This is a genomic window from Klebsiella sp. GB_Kp056, assembly GCF_040064755.1.
GTDB classification, from domain to species: domain Bacteria; phylum Pseudomonadota; class Gammaproteobacteria; order Enterobacterales; family Enterobacteriaceae; genus Klebsiella; species Klebsiella quasipneumoniae.
Map to the genome: position 1 here is coordinate 1 of NZ_JBEAJA010000048.1, position 15,608 is coordinate 15,608.

Consider the following 15,608-nt stretch of genomic DNA (forward strand, 5'->3'; position numbering starts at 1 on the left):
CGCAAGCGCAGCGCCGCCGGGCAATCCCTGAAGATTGCACTTTTTTAGGGTTTGCGCCCTCTCCCTGGGGGAGAGGGCTGGGGTGAGGGCAACAGGCCGCGCTCAGCTGTACTGGCGCACCCGCGCCAGCAGCTCGTCGACGCTGTCGATACGCTCGGCCAATACGATCAGCGCTTTGCCCAGGGTAATGGCGTGGCGCAGGCACTCATGCCGCATAGCGTCATCCTGGATAGTGTCGATATCCGCGACGTGCGACAGCCCGACGCTGCGGCGGATCAGTTCGCTGCCGCAGAAGCCGACCGCGTCCGCCCAGACCTTTTTCAGAAAGGCGGAGGCGTAGCCGGGGTAAGCCAGCGCCGCGTCGCGGGTTTTCTCCGCCGCCAGCGCCTGGAAGCGCTCGGCAAAGGTGGTCCACAGCTGGTGGATGTCGTTCAGCCGCTGCTCGCGCGCGGCGGCGGCGTCGCGAATGCCCAGCTGGCCCGGCAGGCCGCAGTAGTTCAGCAGCAGGTTGCCGATGGCGGTGCCGATATCGAAGCCGATGGGGCCGAAGTAGCCGAACTCGGCGTCGATGGCCTTCAGGCTGCCTTCGGCAACGAAAATCGACCCGCTGTGGATATCGCCGTGCAGCAGCGCTTCCGCATGGGCAAAGAAACGGTGCTTCAGCGCCGCCACCGCCAGCTTAAGCTGGGCGTCGTCGTGCAGGGCGGCGACATCGGCCTCCAGCTCCGCCGGGTAGTTATTGCGCGCGTGGATCTGATACGGGTCGTTAAAGAACAGATCCTCGGTGATCTCGCACATCGCCGGGTTAATAAACTGCGCCACCTGCGCCTTTTTCTCGTGGGGATGGAGATAGAAATCGCTGGTGTGAAACAGCACCTGCGCCAGATAGTCGCCAAGCTGGCGGGCCGCCTGAGGGTAGTAGACGTTAGCGATAAGCTCCCCGCGCCAGATGCGGTGGTCAGAAAGATCTTCCATCACCATCACCGCCAGTTCGGGATCAAAGTGATGGATTTTTACCGTGTGCTGCGGGCTGTGCTGATAGTGGGCGACCAGGGTCTGCGCTTCCAGACGGGCGCGGTCAAGGGTCAGCGGCCAGGATTCGCCGACGCAGCGCACGTAGGGCAGGGCCTGTTTGACGATCGCCCGGCTGACGCCCTGGCGATCGAACACTTTAAACACCAGATTGAGGTTGCCATCGCCCACTTCCTGCGCGCTGACCAGCTCAGATGGGTTGTCGATGCCGGCGAACTGCTGCGCGTAAGCCACGGCGTCGTGGGCGGTGAAGGTATGGTATTGCGACATTGCCTCGATCCTCGAATTCTGATTAAGCCGTTCAGACGTCTATACTTCTGGATTTCATCCTGACACAATGTGATACAACAACGCAACAGGGATTTAACGACATGCAGACATTACAGACCACCAGCCTGCGGGTGAGTGAAAATCAGCTTTTTATTCTCGACCAGCAGGCCTTGCCGCAGGAAAAACGCTGGCTGGCGGCGGATAACGTTGCGCTGCTGGTGGACCATATTCACGCCCTGCGGGTGCGCGGCGCGCCGTTGATTGGCCTGTCCGCCAGCCTGCTGCTGGCCCTGCTGGCCCAGCGCGGCCTGAGCCGGGATGAACTCCAGCAGGCGCTGGAGACGCTGCGCGCGGCGCGGCCGACGGCGGTCAACCTGATGAATAATCTGGATCGCATGAAGCAGGCGCTGGCCCGGGAGGATTACCCGCAGGCGCTGGAAGCGGAAGCCCTGCGTCTGGTCGAAGAAGATAAACAGCTGTGCGACCGCATCGCTGAGGCGGGCAGTGCGCTGGTGAAGCCCGGTAGCCGTCTGCTGACCCACTGCAACACCGGTGGCCTGGCGACCGCCGGGGTGGGGACCGCCCTGGGCGTTATCGCGCTGGCGCACCGGCAGGGAAAGGTGGCCAACGTGTGGGTCGATGAAACCCGGCCGCTGTTGCAGGGCGGACGTTTAACCGCGTGGGAGCTGGGCGAACTGGGCGTGCCCTATCAGCTGATCACCGATTCAATGGCCGCCAGCCTGATGGCGCAGGGACAGGTGGATGCGGTGTGGGTCGGCGCCGACCGTATCGCCGCCAACGGCGATGTGGCGAATAAAATCGGCACCTATTCGCTGGCGGTTTTGGCCCATTACCACCAGATCCCGTTCTACGTCGCTGCGCCGCAGACGACCCTCGATCGCCATTGCCCGAACGGGGCGGCCATCCCCATTGAGCAGCGCGCCGCGGCGGAAGTGACCGGGGTGGCGGGCAGCTTTGGCGCGGTACAGTGGGCGCCGACCGGGGCCGCCGTTTACAATCCGGCGTTCGACGTCACGCCTGCCGGGCTGATTAGCGGCTGGGTGCTGGACAGCGGGGTGGTCACCCCGGCGCAAGTTGCCGCCGGGGCGTTTGCGCCGGACCACGGATAGCGGACCCTGTGCCGGGCCTGGAAAAACGGTTTCCCGGGCCCGGGCAATCGCCAGGCCGCTACGGCAGGACCATCGCTACCGCCGGGGCGGAGGGCCGGTCGATACGCTGACCCAGCGCAGTGATAGCCGCCTGGAAGGGACACAGCGTACCGACGTCGGTCTGACGGCAGCCCGGCTGACGCCACTCCTGACGCAGCATCGGGTGCTGCGCATCCGGCGTCTGCAGACGACGCAGGTCGTCGAGGCCTTGCGCCTGGAAATAGACCCGCAGATAGCGTTCCCCGCTCTTCGCGTCGCGCCAGCGCTCCAGCACCAGGCTACTGCCCGGCGGGATATTTCCCCGGCTGTAGCCCGGCAGCTGCCAGCTAAAGTTCATCAGCGTGCGCACCATGGCGATATTGGTGTCATGGGCCACCAGCAGCAGCCAGCGTACGTTCGGATTCGCCTCTGGTTTGACGCCGTCGAGCATGGCGTTGAGCAGCACCGACCCGCGTTTTTGCGCGGTATACAGCACGTCGTTGCTCAGATCGTAGTTTTCCGTTAACAGCGGCAGCAGGGCGGTGATCTGACTGGCCTGGGTGATCTTGCCCCACGCCAGCTGGCTGAGAGGCAGGTTTTCACTCCAGCCGAGACGCAGCGTCTCCACCATATTGGCCATCACGCTCAGTCCGCTAATGGTGGTTTTCCCGCTTTTGCTCTGCTCGACCTGCCACGGGGTGTCGAAGACCGGGCAGGGCTTATCGGCCTGACAAACCGCCTGTTTCAAAAGCTGGATGGCCGGCGCCAGCGCCTGCCGACGCTGCGCCAGATCCCCGGCCTTCTCTTTTACCGCCGCCAGCTGGCGGGCGGGGTCGGTTTGCGTGGCGGCGAATTTGTCGGTCTGAAACAGCGGATCGGCGTCCCCGCTGACGTAATGGATAGCGACGCCGCAGCCGGGGAAGGCGCCATCCACCAGCGCCTGGGCGGTCGCCCGCGTCCGCTGCAGCGGGCTGGCGCGCACGTAAATCGACTCCGCCGTCGGGCATCCCGCCTGCAGCAGGCCAAGCTGGCGATAGTGCTGGCCTTCCTCACGCCCTTTATTGACCACGGCGGCATAGCCATGACCGGTGAGCTCGCCGTCATGGGTGGTCCACTCGGTCCACGGTCGTCCGGTGGCGGCCTCGATGGCTTCCCGGTTGCCGGCCGTCGGCGGACGAATCCCGTGGCGGCTAAGCTCCACCACTTTCTCCAGCTGCCAGTCCGCGGCGGCGGCAGATTGCAGCGCCAGCAGCGGCAGCGCGCAGGCGATAAACAGGCGTAACAGCCCCTGATGTCTTGCAGGCATCATATCTTCTTCCTTAATTCGTTAATCGGTTATGAGGAGAACGAGGTCTGCCGTTCGACGGCATGGCGCCGGGCGACGATGGCGGCAGTGGTAAAACAGAGTAGCGCGGAACCCAGACCGGTACCCACCCAGAACAGCGCCAACGTGCTGAAATCATACAGCGTTTTGCCGTTCTCAAGGATAGCCGTTTTATCAATAATGATCCCGGTGAGAAACTCGCCCAGGCCGGCGCCGGCGTAGCTGGCGATGCCGATGGTGCCGAGCGCGGCCCCCGCCGCTTTGCGCGAGGAGATATCGACGGCGATCAGCCCGCCGAGGAAGCAGGTCAGAGCGCCAATGGTTGCCCCGAAGATAATCATCGCCAGAATATCAGTGTAATAATTGTGCGGCGACCAGAGCATCAGGGCGAAGCCGGCGGTGTTCAGCAGGCTGATAAACCCGGCCATCACGCTGCGGTTGCGCGGGAAAAAGCGGTCGGAGAGCATACCGGCGATGATGGTCCCGGCGATGCCGGCGATGGCGTTGACGCCGATAATCCCGGAGGCCTCCAGCGTGGAATAGGCTTTATCCTGCTCCAGAAAGAAGATCCCCCAGGAGTTGACGGCGTAGCGGTCGATGTACATAAAGGCGGAGGCGAGGGCGAGGGTCCACAGCGCCGGGTTGCGCAGCGCCAGCAGCTGGTTTTTAAACACCGAGCCGCGGGCTTCGGCCTCCTCCTGCGGTTCATCGCGGATGACGTTGATGGACGGGAAGCCGCTGCTCTGCGGCGAATCGTGCATGAACAGCACCAGCAGCACCACGCCGGCGGCGCCGAGCGCGGCGGTGGACAGGTAGCCCATCTGCCAGCCAAACCCGGCGATCACCGCGGCGATCACCATATAGGTGACGGCCTCGCCGATATTATGCGCCGTCGACCAGATGCCATAGAAGGTGCCGCGCTCCTTAACGCCGTACCAGCGCGCCAGCGAGACCGCGCAGGGGCCGACGCCCATCGACTGCGCCCAGCCGTTGATCCCCCAGAAGATTGCCAGCAGCAGGGCGTTGGTGGTCATCCCCATCATCAGGTTCATCCCGGCGCTGAGCAATAAACCGAGGCTCATATAGCGCACCACGTTGGCGTGATCGGCGATAAAGCCGTTGACCAGTTTGCCGATGGCGTAGCTGAAGAACAGGGTGGAGCCGATCATGCCGAGCTCCGTCGGGGTGATCCCCAGCTCCACCAGCGCGCTTTTGGCGACGGTGAACGATAACCGGCAGACGTAAAAGGTGACGTAGGCCAGGGTCATGGCGATAAAGGTTTGCCAGCGCACCCGGCGAAAACGGTGTTCATCAAACGCGGCGCCCGCTTTCGGCGGCGACGCCCGGAAAAAAGCGATAATTCCAGACATAGGTGGTTCTCCGCAGGTCGGAGGCCTGACTGATTGATGTGGTTCGTCCGTGAATGAAGTTATCGTTACTGTGTAGAGTACATAATCAGAAATAGCCTGACCCGTAAGGGTTAATGTAATGGTTGTAGGATCATCTTTTTCAGCTGCGGGTAGAGCGTCTGGCTGGCCAGCAGCAGCGGGTTGCCGCGCTGGATCCCCTCCTGCGCCAGAAAATCGTTGCTGGCGCCGCCCGCTTCGCGCATCAGCACCAGCCCCGGCAGGGCGTCCCATGGGTTCATGTGCGGCTCGTAGTAGCCAATCAACCGGCCTGCCGCCGCCCAGGCGCTCATCAGCGCGCCGGAGCCGTTGCGGATAAACATGCCGCCGTCGCTGAGCAGCGCCTGCAGAAACGGCAGAAAGTCCGCCGGGGTGACGCGATGCGAGGTGCCGACGCCCATCACCCCCTCCCTGACCGTCGTCGCGGGGTGCGGACGGATCGGGGCGTCGTTGAGCCAGGCGCCATGGCCCCGCAGGGCGTGAAACAGCTCGCGATGGTTGGGGTCATAGACCACGCCGATGACCGGTTCGCCGTCGGCGACGATCGCCAGCGACAGGCACCAGGTGTGCAGGCCGTTGAGGAAACAGCTGGTGCCATCGATGGGGTCGACCACCCATAGCACCCGCGCGTCGGACAGGCGGGCGCCGCTCTCTTCGCCGAGAAAGCCATCCTCCGGAAACGCGCTCTGAATGCGCTGTTTCACAAAGGCCTCCACCCGCTTATCGGCCACGCTGACCACATCCTGCAGATCGTCGCCCTTATGGTCGACGGTCAGCGCTTCGCGTTGTTGATAGTATTCAAACGCCAGCTCAGCCCCCGCTTTCGCCAGCTCGCAGGCCAGGCGGTAGCGGGCCTGTAGCGCTTCTGATTCCTGAGATTGCATAGTGACTCCCTATTTTGCACACGTGTGCATTTTGCGTGAAAAAAACAGCCCCGAAGGGCCGAATGAGTGTGGCCGGGTTTCACAGAAGATTCTGTGATCGATCCAGCATAAAATGATTTTTTCATTTCGCACTTTGACGAATAATTAGTTTCACCGGCACTTCGCGATGGCGCGAGGGCAGGCTGAAGCGGGCGATCCGCGTCATCAACAGATCCACCGCGTGGTGGGCCAGCAGGGCGGTATTCTGTTGAACGGTGGTGAGCTGATAGGGGCGCCAGTCCGCCTGCGGGATATCGTCAAAGCCGACGATGGCCGGTAGCGGGGCGGCGGCGGGGGCGTCCCGCAGGCCGTCCAGGGCGCCCAGCGCCAGCATATCGGTGGCGCAGAACAGGGCCTGCACCCCGGGGTTTTCAGCAACTAATTCTCTGGCGGCCTGGTGGCCGGCCTGATAACCGCCGCCGTCGCAGAAGCGGCTGGTGACCGTCATGCCCGACGTCTGAGCGATGAAAGCGTCATAACGCTGGCGGGTGCTGAAGTTCTCGCGATTTTCGCCAATAAAGCCAACCTGCCGCCAGCCTCGACGACTGAACAAGCCCGCCACCAGCTTCGCCCCCTGGGCGTTATCGCTGCACACCCGGTCGCAGCCGGCGAGGTCCGCATGACGGTTGATCAGGGTGACGGGGATCTTGCGCGCCAGGTACTCTTCCGCCAGCGACAGCGGCGGCGCGCCGGAGGTGATGATCACGCCGGCGACGTGGTAGCTCAGCAGCTGTTTAAGCGAAGGGGCGAGCTGCTGCGGATCGTCAGCGTTCATCAGCAGCGGCATAAAGCCGTTGAGCGCCAGCTGATGGACCAGCGGCGCCAGCAGTTTGCTGCGAAACGGGTTGTCAAAACCGGCGGTGACGATGCCGATAAAATTACTACTGCCGGTGATCATCGTCCGGGCGATGATATTCACCTGATAGCCCAGAGCTTCCGCGGCGCTCAGCACCTTCTGCCGGGTCTTCTCCGACACCGAGGCGCCGGGGGTGAAGGTCCGGGAGACCGCCGAGCGAGAGACGCCGGCCAGTCTGGCCACATCCTCGGCCTTAATCCATTTTTTATCGCTCATCGTCGTTTCGCGCCGTCTGTTTTCCAGGAAGCCGACGCCCGGGCGGGCGTCGGTCACGCACACTGCCTGAAAAGGTATCACAGAAAGGCGCCGACGCGCAGCGCCTTGCGCCTTATGCCGGGTAGCGGATGTGCTCCACCTCACGCTGTAAAATCACCTTACCGTGGCGAATAGAGGTTAGCACCCGCGCCTGGCGGCGGACGGCCTCGTAGTCGTTTTCCGCATCGAGGATCAGCAGGTTAGCCGGGCGGCCTTCGGCGAGGCCGTAGTTATCGCCCAGACAGAGCGCTCGGGCGCTGTTGTCGGTGACGAAGTCAAGGCAGCGCTGCAGATCGTCATAGCCGAGCATATGACAGATGTGCAGTCCGGCATCCAGAATGCGCAGGATATTGCCGTTCCCCAGCGGATACCACGGATCCTGAATTGAGTCCTGAGCAAAGCAGACGTTGATGCCGGCGCGATCCAGCTCCGCCACCCGAGTGACGCCGCGCCGTTTCGGCCAGCTGTCAAACCGGCCCTGCAGATGAATGCTTTCGGTCGGGCAGGAGATAAAGTTGATCCCCGAGGCTTTCAGCAGGCGAAACAGCTTCGAACAGTAGGCGTTGTCATAAGAGCCCATCGCGCAGGTGTGGCTGGCGGTGACCTGCGCCCCCATACCGCGCACCCGGGCCTCTTCCGCCAGCACTTCGAGGAAACGCGACTGCGGATCGTCGATTTCATCGCAGTGGACATCCACCAGGCGGCCATAGCGCTGGGCGAGGTCCATCAAAAACATCACCGAACTGACCCCTTTGTCGCGGGTGTTTTCATAGTGCGGAATACCGCCCACCACGTCGGCGCCCATCTCGATGGCGCGCGTCATCAGCCCCCGACCGTCGGGGTAGGATTCAATCCCCTCCTGCGGAAAGGCGACAATCTGCAGATCGATGAGATCGGCGGCCTCTTTTTTCACCGCCAGCAGCGCCTGCAGGGCCGACAGCGACGGGTCGGTGACATCCACATGGGTCCGGACGTGCTGGACGCCGAAATCGCGCAGCATGCCGATGGTTTTTAGCGCCCGCTGGCGGGTGTCCTCCGGGGTGATGCTCGCTTTGCGCTGGCTCCAGCGGGTGATGCCTTCAAACAGGGTGCCGCTGCGGTTCCACTCCGGCTCGCCCGCGGTGAGGGTGGCGTCAAGATGAATATGCGGCTCGACGAAGGGGGGGATCGCCAGCCGGCCCCGGGCGTCGATATCGCCGGCGTCGGCGGTCTGCATCGCGGTTTGGGCGGTCATGCGCTGAATGAGGCTGTCCTGCAGCTCAAGGGTAAACAGCGCCTCCTGGCGGCGCAGGCGGGCGTTAACAATTTTCATGGTTGGTCCTGTAAATGGTTTTGCGATAAACGCCAGATCACCAGCGCGACCGAGGCGTTGAGATGAAACTGAGGGTGGCTGACCGGGTAGCCGGTCAGTTTTTCAATACGCTGGATGCGCTGATGCAGGGTGTTGCGATGGAGACCCAGCCGGTCGGCAGCCCGCACCACGTTGCCGTTCTCCTGCTGCAGCGTCTCGAGGGTCTCCAGCAGCAGCCACGGCGCTTTACGGCCCGGCTCGATCAGGCAGCCCAGGGTGTCGTGCATAAAATCGTTGAGCAGCGCCGGGTCGCTGACCGCGGACAGCAGTTTGATAAACCCCAGCTGCTGATAGTCGCTGATCCGCTGGGTCGGCCGCAGGGTATCGCAAAGATCCAGCGCCTGTCGCGCCTGCGACAGCGCCCGCGGGTAGCCCTGCAGCTGCCTGACCGGCGCGGAAAGGCCGCAGAGCAGCGACAAACTCTCTTCTCCCTCCGCCAGCGTCTGCAGCCACTGCTGTAGCCACTTTTTCTGCTGAAAGCCTTCCCCCTCCTCATCCGGCAGCAGGAAAAGGAACATGTTGCTGCGCTCCAGCAGCGGGAAGGGGTTGCCCTGCTGGTTGAGCTGCAGCTGCAGCTGCTGGCGCACGCTGCGGTGGGCCTGCTGCAGCCAGGCTTCGGCCTGTTCGGGCGGAAACTGGCGAAACAGGCGGGACAGTCCCTCCAGGCGCAGCGCCGCCAGCCGCAGCGGGCGGGTAAAATCGAGCTGCTGGTGGAGGGCGCGCTGGTGGAGCATCTGCAGGTCCGGATAGTCGCCGGTGACCAGCTGCATCAGGATGTCGCGCTGCGACTGCAGGGCGCTTTCGCTGCGGACCAGCGCGGTGCCGACCCGCTCGGTGACAATCACCATCTTCAGCAGGTAGGGCTGCTCGATCAGCGGAATGCCCAGCTCGTCGGCAAGCGCGATCAGCGTGGCGGGAATGGCGTGGATATAGGCCTCGCCGGTGAGGATCACCATCCCGGCGATGCCGCGCTGTTTGCCCTCCATCAGCAGCTGGATCAGGTTGGCTTCATCCCGGGGATGGTTGATGCCGGTGATAAAGACCAGCTCGCCGCCCATGATCCACTCGGCGATATGCTCATTTTCCGCCACGTAGTACCAGCGTACCGCCCGCTGCAGCCCTTGCTTTCCCGCCCGCAGACGCAGGGCGGAGAGTCCCTCAAGGGCCAGCAGTTCGCTGACCGTCAGGCTCATGGCTCCTGCTCCGCGACGGCGGCAGGCTGACGCTTGCTTAGCAGGGTCAGGGCGATATAGACCAGCGCGGAGACGGTGATCCCCACCAGCGGCGCGATCCACGGCGACAGATAAGCCACCACCGCGCCGGCGGCGTAGGCGCCGAGTCCCAGCCAGTTAAAACGCGGCAGGCGGGCGTTCTGCAGCAGGGGATAGCGTCCGCCGCGGGCGAACCAGTAGTCGGCGAGGATCACCCCGCCGATGGGCGGGATAATGCTGCCCAGCAGCACGAGGAACGGGATCAGCATTTCGTACATACCGCCAATGGCCAGCACAATGCCCACCCCGGCGGCGGCGAGGGTCAGCGTGCGGCGACGTTCGCTGCGCAGCAGATGGCAGGCGGCGGCGGAGACGTTATAGATGGTGGGGCCCTGGATGGTCAGCAGATTGAGACACAGCATGATCACCGCGGCCACCGACAGCCCCTGCAGGATCAGCACTTCGACGATATCGGCCTGTTGATAGACGATAGCGCACCAGGCGCCGGCGACGATCATCAGCCCGTTGCCGACGAGGAAGCTGCCCATGCTGGCGAGAATGGCGGTACGGCTGGAGTTGGCCAGCCGGGTCCAGTTTGTAGCCTGGGTGGCGCCGCTGGCGAAGGTGCCAAAGACCATGGTGATGGCCGCCGACCAGGTCATGGCGTCGCCTGGCGCAATGCGGGTCATCGCCTGCCAGCCGCCGGCGTGGCGCAGCGCCAGATACATGGAGACCACCAGCAGCACGAACATCAGCGGCACCGACAGGCGCGACAGCGCGTCCAGCCCCTTGTAGCCCACCAGCGCGGTGACGCAGAACAGAATGCCAAACAGCACCATCAGCGGCAGGGTCAGCGCCTCGGGCAGAGCGAGGATCTTCACCAGCGAGATAGCGACCGTGGCCGTCCCCCACGCGTACCAGCCCAGCTCGGCGAAGCCAAGGATAAAATCGGCCAGCTTGCTGCCGATCTCGCCGAAGCAGAAGCGGCCCATCAGCACCGTATTGAGACCGCTGCGCGCGGCGATCCAGCCCAGCGATGCGGCATACAGGGCCAGCAAGGCGTTGCCGATGAAGGCTATCCACAGCAGATTGACGATGGAAAAGGAGACGCCGAGTTTACCGCCGGCGAACATCGTGCCGGTGAAAAAGGTAAAGCTGAATAACACCATGGCGATGGAAAATACGCCTTTACGTCCGGCGGCGGGCGCTTCGACGAGGGGAAAATCATTGCTGTTTGACATCCTGGAACCTCTGGCTGGTTAGATGGGCGGTGATAGCCGGAAGTAGCAAGAGATGTGCCAGGAAAAACCGGGCACGGGGAATAGCGCGCGGTGTGCAATATGCACAGTTATTGCAGGATGCAGGGGGAGTAATGCCATTTTAGTGTGCATCCTGCCATGTTTTGCACCAGTCGGGGGCAGAGGAGAGCGGCGACGGTATTCCCGGCGCAGGCGGAGAATTTCAGTCAGCAGAATCCGCCAGCGTTTTGGCGCCAGACAGGAGGGAATCGTAGCGGACTCACCGCGGTTGGTTAAATTGCTGTGAATAAAGGTTATTTAATATGCATTTATGATATAACCATTTGTCTTATGTGTGTTTCCTGAAATATTGTTCCCTCCGGTTAGCGGTGTTAGTATCGGGTAAATAGCCATTTAGACGGCTAAATAAATCATCGCTAACCTAAGGAACTGCTATGTGGCAAGAAAGACTCGCGCAACTGGTTACCACCTGTCATTGGATCGGCGCGAAAGGCTGGGCGCCGGCGACCGGCGGCAATATGTCGGTGCGTCAGGATGACACCTGGTGCTGGCTAAGCGAGTCGGGCCGCGACAAAGGCAGCCTGACGACCGAGGATTTCCTGCAGGTGGAGATCGCCACCAACCAGGCCCCTTCCGGACGGAAACCGTCGGCCGAGACCGGCCTGCACACGCTGGTCTATCGCCTGTTCCCGGAGGCCAACGTGGTGCTGCATGTGCATACCGTCAACGCCACCGTGCTGTCGCGCATCGAAAAAAGCGACACGCTGGCGCTGCAGGGGTATGAAATGCAGAAAACCCTCAGCGGGCAGCACAGCCATCTCGACACCGTTCCGGTCGCCATTTTCGATAACGATCAGGATATTGACGCCCTGGCGGCGCGGATTGCCGATTATGCGCAAACCCGCCCGCTGCGCTACGGCTTTCTGCTGCGCGGACATGGCCTGACCTGCTGGGGCAAAGATATTCAGGAGGCCCGCCGACAACTGGAAGGGCTGGAGTTCCTGTTCGAGTGCGAGCTGATGCGCCGCCGCTACGAGCCTTGAGCCGGAGCAGGTATGGATTTTTATCTTGGTATCGATATCGGCACCTCCCGGGTGAAAGCGGTGCTGTTTGATCAGCATTTCACCGCGCGCGCCAGCGCCGCGGAAAACACCTCTCCCCGCCTGTCGGCCAATGGCTACGCGGAACAGGATATGACCCAGCTGTGGCATTCGGTGCTGGCTATTCTGCGCCAGATTGCCCGCCACCCGGCGCTGCAGGCGGGGCGGCTGCGGGCCATCGGCCTCGCCGGGCAAGGGGAGGGAGTCTGGCTCAGCGATGAGCAGGGCGAACCGGTGGGCCCGGGGATCCTGTGGAGCGATACCCGCAGCCACGCGCTGATGAGCGACCTGCTGCGCCGGCCCGGCTTTGACCGCCGCTATTTCGCCGATACCGGCACCCACCTGCAGCCCTGCAATACCAGCCTGCAGCTGTACTGGCTGAAACAGTATCAGCCGGAGCGGCTGGCGGCCGCGCGCTATCTGTTTTTCGCCAAGGACTGGATCCGCTTTCGCCTGACCGGCGTGGCGGCGCTGGAGCTGACGGACGCCAGCAGCTCGTTACTCAATCAGCAGAGCGGCAGCTGGTCCTCGGTGGTGATGAACGAGATGGGGCTGGACGAACTGCTGCCGCTGTTTCCCCCGCTGCTGGCCCCGGATGCTCCGGCCGGCACGCTGAGCGACGCGGTGGCGGCGCTGACCGGGCTGCCCGCCGCGACGCCGGTGGCCGCCGGGGCGCTGGATGTCTGCAGCGCCGCGCTGGGCTGCGGCGCGGTCAACGAAGGGGACATCTACACGATCCTCGGCACCACCTGCTGCACCGGGATCGTCTGCCGCGGCCCGCAGACGGTGAACGAGGCGACGCGCTTTGTCACCCATACCGAAGCCGGACAGGTGATCTCGCTGTTTCCGATGCAGGCCGGTACGCCAAACATTGACTGGCTGCAGCAGCATATTTCGCTGGACGCCGATCTGGGTCGGCTGGAGCAGGCGATCGCGGACGTGGAGCCGGGCAGCGGCGGCGTCTTCTGGCAGCCGTACCTCAATGGCGAACGCGCGCCGTTTTACAGTCCCGACGCGCGGGCCGGCTTTATCGGCATTAGCCCGCACACCACCCGCGCCGAACTGCAGCGCGCGGTGTTTGAAGGCCTGGCCTTCGCCATTGTCGATGCGCTGCAGGGTTATCCGCAGGGCGGCGAGCTGTATCTGACCGGCGGCGGCGCCGCCTCGGCCACCTGGCTGCAGATTATCGCCGACTGTACCGGGCGCACGGTGGTCTCCAGCGCCTTTAACGAACTGAGCGCGCGCGGGGCGGCGATTCTGGCGGCCCGCAGCGTCGCTGCGCTGGCCGAGACGCCTCCGCTGGCGCAGACCCGCTATCAGCCGCGCCCTCAGGCGCATGCCCGCTATGTGGCGCTGTATCCCGTTTATCGCCTGCTGCGCGAGCAGATGCTGCCGGTATGGCAGGCCAGGCAGGCCGCTCTTCAACGTCTTTCTCAGGAAGTACAACCATGAAAATCGTTTTTACCGCCGAGCATGCTGGCGACCTTAGCGCTTTCCACCAGCTGGGCGAACTGCTGGTGGAGGGATGGGCGCTGGGCAAACCGAAACTCAGCGCCGGCCAGCTGATTGAGCTGGCCCACGACGCCGAGGTGCTGGTGACCAGCTATGATGAAGTGACGGACGCGGTGATGGCCGCCTGTCCGCACCTGCAGGTGATCGCCTGTACCCGCGCCAATCCGGTGAATATTGACACCCAGGCCGCGCAGGCGCGCGGCATCCGGGTGCTCTACACCCCGGGGCGCAATGCCGATGCCGCCGCGGAGCTGACGCTTGGCCTGATGCTCAGCCTGGCGCGCCACATTCCGCAATCCCATGCGGCGCTGAAGCGGGGGGAGTTCACGCAGGCTGATAATGCCGCCGCCGCCGCCACCCAGCAGGGCCTGCGGCGGGATGTGGTCTGGGACGTAAGCCCGGAAAGCCCCTATGAAGTGTTTAAGGGCAGTGAACTGCGCAATAAAACGTTGGGGCTGGTGGGCTATGGCAACATTGGCCGCCGGGTGGCGCGTATCGCCCGGGCGTTCGGCATGGCGGTGTGGGTGGTGGATCCGTTCGTCGCCGCAGAGGATATTAATGAGCCAGGGCTACAGAAAACGACCCTCGAGGCGCTGTTCCGCGACGCGGATATCGTCAGCCTGCATCTGAGCAGCGGACCGCACAGCGACGGGCTGGTGAATGCGGCGCTGTTAAACAGCATGAAGCCCGGCGCGCTGCTGATCAATACCTCCCGCGCGGCGGTGGTCGACGAAGCGGCGCTGATTGATGCCCTGCGTCACGGCCCGCTGGGCGGCGCGGCGCTGGACGTGTATCACCGCGAACCGCTGTGGCGCGATCACCCATTTGTCACCGAGTTTGATAACGTGATTATTACGCCGCATATCGCCGGGGCTACCCGGGAGAGTGTCGCCAAACACACGGCGATGATTGCCGCCGATCTTCAGCGCTATGTCGCCGGGGAGCCGCTGCTGTACCAGTGGCGTTAAGCCGCTTGCGCCGCCGCGCCTGCGGCGGCGCGGGTCCAGCGTCAGGGGCGATGGGCCGCCATAAAAGCCTGGGTCTGTTCCCAGTCCACCACCCCGGCATCCGATCCCATCCCGGTCGCCACCAGCGCGGCCACCGCCGAGGCGACGTCGCACGCCGCTTTCACGCTGAGTCCGCGCGCCAGCGCGGCTATAAACCCGCCGCAGTAGCTGTCGCCGCAGCCGGTGGTATCCACCGCCTCGACCGGCCACGGCGCAATATGCTCCAGCGCGCCATCGCGGCCGATAAGCCAGGAGCCGTTCTCGCCGTCTTTCAGAATGCAGGTGCCCACGCCCAGCGCAAAGAAAAAGCGGGCGATGGCCTCCGGCTGCGTCTCCCCGGAGAGAAAGGCGGCTTCCTCCAGGGAAGGCATGAAATAATCCACCGACGGCAGCAGGGGCCGCAGCAGTTCCAGAGTGTGTTCATTCGGGGCGATAAGATCAAAGCTGGTGGTGACCCCGCGCGCTTTGGCCGCCTGCAACAGCCGCGCGCTCTGTCCCTGGTCCATTGCCGCCAGCAGTCCGGTCCCGCCGTGATGCAGGAAGCGACAGTCAAGGACGGCGTCAAATTCCGCCTCGCTGACGAACAGGGCGTCAGACGCGCCCCGGCAGTGCAGGGCCGGACGTTCGCCGTTGGGGCGAATCGGCAGGATCGTCGCCGAGGTCTCCTTCAGCGCGGTGCGCTGGATAAGCGAGCAGTCGATGCCCAGCCGGGCATAGCTGGCGAGGATAAAGTCGGCTTTTTCATCTTCGCCCAGGCAGGCCACCGCTGCGGTGCGGATCCCGAGCTTCGCGGCGTTAATATTGGCCCCCGCGGCGGTACCGGCGGGGTTGAGGCGAATTTGCTCAATAAAGGCGACGCCGCCGCGCGGCGGGATCGCCACCACCGGGCGCCCGGCGATATCCAGAATAGTCAGGCCGACAAACACGGCGTCAAAGGTTGCCATCGTTCTCCCG

The 15,608-nt window shown here is 63.7% G+C and carries 13 protein-coding genes; 4 read left to right on the forward strand and 9 right to left on the reverse strand.

The window, feature by feature from the left end:
- Positions 1 to 102: 102 nt before the first annotated feature.
- A complete protein-coding gene (gene mtnK / locus ABLV52_RS11880; RefSeq protein ID WP_348890421.1) occupies positions 103 to 1,302 on the reverse strand; it encodes an S-methyl-5-thioribose kinase in 1,200 nt (399 codons plus the stop codon).
- A 101-nt stretch (positions 1,303 to 1,403) separates the two neighbouring features.
- Between mtnK and mtnA the strand changes: the two genes are divergently transcribed.
- Positions 1,404 to 2,432, forward strand: coding sequence for an S-methyl-5-thioribose-1-phosphate isomerase (gene mtnA / locus ABLV52_RS11885; protein ID WP_117127642.1), 1,029 nt, complete (start codon positions 1,404 to 1,406; stop codon positions 2,430 to 2,432).
- 58 nt (positions 2,433 to 2,490) lie between these two features.
- Here mtnA and ABLV52_RS11890 read toward each other — a convergent pair whose 3' ends face one another.
- The 7 genes from ABLV52_RS11890 to codB form a co-directional block, all read right to left on the reverse strand.
- Positions 2,491 to 3,759, reverse strand: a complete 1,269-nt coding sequence (locus tag ABLV52_RS11890) for a histidine phosphatase family protein (RefSeq protein WP_348890422.1) — start codon at positions 3,757 to 3,759, stop codon at positions 2,491 to 2,493.
- Between the two features lie 26 nt (positions 3,760 to 3,785).
- Complete coding sequence (locus ABLV52_RS11895) at positions 3,786 to 5,144, reverse strand: MFS transporter (RefSeq protein WP_023288801.1); 1,359 nt, start codon at positions 5,142 to 5,144, stop codon at positions 3,786 to 3,788.
- A gap of 110 nt (positions 5,145 to 5,254) precedes the next feature.
- Complete coding sequence (locus tag ABLV52_RS11900; protein ID WP_023288802.1) at positions 5,255 to 6,064, reverse strand: inositol monophosphatase; 810 nt, start codon at positions 6,062 to 6,064, stop codon at positions 5,255 to 5,257.
- Positions 6,065 to 6,185: 121 nt separating this feature from the next.
- Positions 6,186 to 7,142, reverse strand: a complete 957-nt coding sequence (locus tag ABLV52_RS11905; RefSeq protein WP_072096504.1) for a LacI family DNA-binding transcriptional regulator — start codon at positions 7,140 to 7,142, stop codon at positions 6,186 to 6,188.
- A gap of 145 nt (positions 7,143 to 7,287) precedes the next feature.
- On the reverse strand, positions 7,288 to 8,526 hold the full coding sequence (gene codA / locus ABLV52_RS11910; RefSeq protein ID WP_348890423.1) for a cytosine deaminase: 1,239 nt from the start codon (positions 8,524 to 8,526) through the stop codon (positions 7,288 to 7,290).
- A complete protein-coding gene (locus ABLV52_RS11915; protein WP_023288805.1) occupies positions 8,523 to 9,758 on the reverse strand; it encodes a PucR family transcriptional regulator ligand-binding domain-containing protein in 1,236 nt (411 codons plus the stop codon). The genes codA and ABLV52_RS11915 overlap by 4 nt, the downstream gene beginning before the upstream one ends.
- Entirely contained in the window at positions 9,755 to 11,017 is a 1,263-nt protein-coding gene (gene codB / locus ABLV52_RS11920) for a cytosine permease (protein WP_044521587.1), read from the reverse strand. Before codB ends, ABLV52_RS11915 begins: the two co-directional genes overlap by 4 nt.
- A 452-nt stretch (positions 11,018 to 11,469) precedes the next feature.
- Here codB and ABLV52_RS11925 point away from each other — a divergent pair, with 452 nt between their 5' ends.
- From ABLV52_RS11925 to ABLV52_RS11935, 3 genes are read left to right on the forward strand one after another with little or no spacing between them, the layout of a single operon-like run.
- Positions 11,470 to 12,078, forward strand: a complete 609-nt coding sequence (locus ABLV52_RS11925; RefSeq protein ID WP_008805607.1) for a methylthioribulose 1-phosphate dehydratase — start codon at positions 11,470 to 11,472, stop codon at positions 12,076 to 12,078.
- 12 nt (positions 12,079 to 12,090) lie between these two features.
- On the forward strand, positions 12,091 to 13,587 hold the full coding sequence (locus tag ABLV52_RS11930; protein ID WP_348890424.1) for an FGGY-family carbohydrate kinase: 1,497 nt from the start codon (positions 12,091 to 12,093) through the stop codon (positions 13,585 to 13,587).
- Positions 13,584 to 14,615: a 2-hydroxyacid dehydrogenase gene (locus ABLV52_RS11935; RefSeq protein ID WP_348890425.1), complete on the forward strand. Its 1,032-nt coding sequence runs from the start codon at positions 13,584 to 13,586 to the stop codon at positions 14,613 to 14,615. Before ABLV52_RS11930 ends, ABLV52_RS11935 begins: the two co-directional genes overlap by 4 nt.
- Positions 14,616 to 14,656: 41 nt before the next feature.
- On the opposite strand, the gene ABLV52_RS11940 is transcribed toward ABLV52_RS11935, so the two are convergent.
- Positions 14,657 to 15,598: a sugar kinase gene (locus ABLV52_RS11940; protein WP_023288809.1), complete on the reverse strand. Its 942-nt coding sequence runs from the start codon at positions 15,596 to 15,598 to the stop codon at positions 14,657 to 14,659.
- Between the last annotated feature and the right edge of the window lie 10 nt (positions 15,599 to 15,608).

Excerpts from the sequence above, each read along its gene's own strand:
- mtnK (WP_348890421.1), bottom strand. The coding sequence starts at position 1,302 with ATGTCGCAATACCATACCTTCACCGCCCACGACGCCGTGGCTTACGCG.
- mtnA (WP_117127642.1), top strand. The coding sequence starts at position 1,404 with ATGCAGACATTACAGACCACCAGCCTGCGGGTGAGTGAAAATCAGCTT.
- ABLV52_RS11890 (WP_348890422.1), bottom strand. The coding sequence starts at position 3,759 with ATGATGCCTGCAAGACATCAGGGGCTGTTACGCCTGTTTATCGCCTGC.
- ABLV52_RS11895 (WP_023288801.1), bottom strand. The coding sequence starts at position 5,144 with ATGTCTGGAATTATCGCTTTTTTCCGGGCGTCGCCGCCGAAAGCGGGC.
- ABLV52_RS11900 (WP_023288802.1), bottom strand. The coding sequence starts at position 6,064 with ATGCAATCTCAGGAATCAGAAGCGCTACAGGCCCGCTACCGCCTGGCC.
- codA (WP_348890423.1), bottom strand. The coding sequence starts at position 8,526 with ATGAAAATTGTTAACGCCCGCCTGCGCCGCCAGGAGGCGCTGTTTACC.
- ABLV52_RS11915 (WP_023288805.1), bottom strand. The coding sequence starts at position 9,758 with ATGAGCCTGACGGTCAGCGAACTGCTGGCCCTTGAGGGACTCTCCGCC.
- codB (WP_044521587.1), bottom strand. The coding sequence starts at position 11,017 with ATGTCAAACAGCAATGATTTTCCCCTCGTCGAAGCGCCCGCCGCCGGA.
- ABLV52_RS11925 (WP_008805607.1), top strand. The coding sequence starts at position 11,470 with ATGTGGCAAGAAAGACTCGCGCAACTGGTTACCACCTGTCATTGGATC.
- ABLV52_RS11930 (WP_348890424.1), top strand. The coding sequence starts at position 12,091 with ATGGATTTTTATCTTGGTATCGATATCGGCACCTCCCGGGTGAAAGCG.
- ABLV52_RS11935 (WP_348890425.1), top strand. The coding sequence starts at position 13,584 with ATGAAAATCGTTTTTACCGCCGAGCATGCTGGCGACCTTAGCGCTTTC.
- ABLV52_RS11940 (WP_023288809.1), bottom strand. The coding sequence starts at position 15,598 with ATGGCAACCTTTGACGCCGTGTTTGTCGGCCTGACTATTCTGGATATC.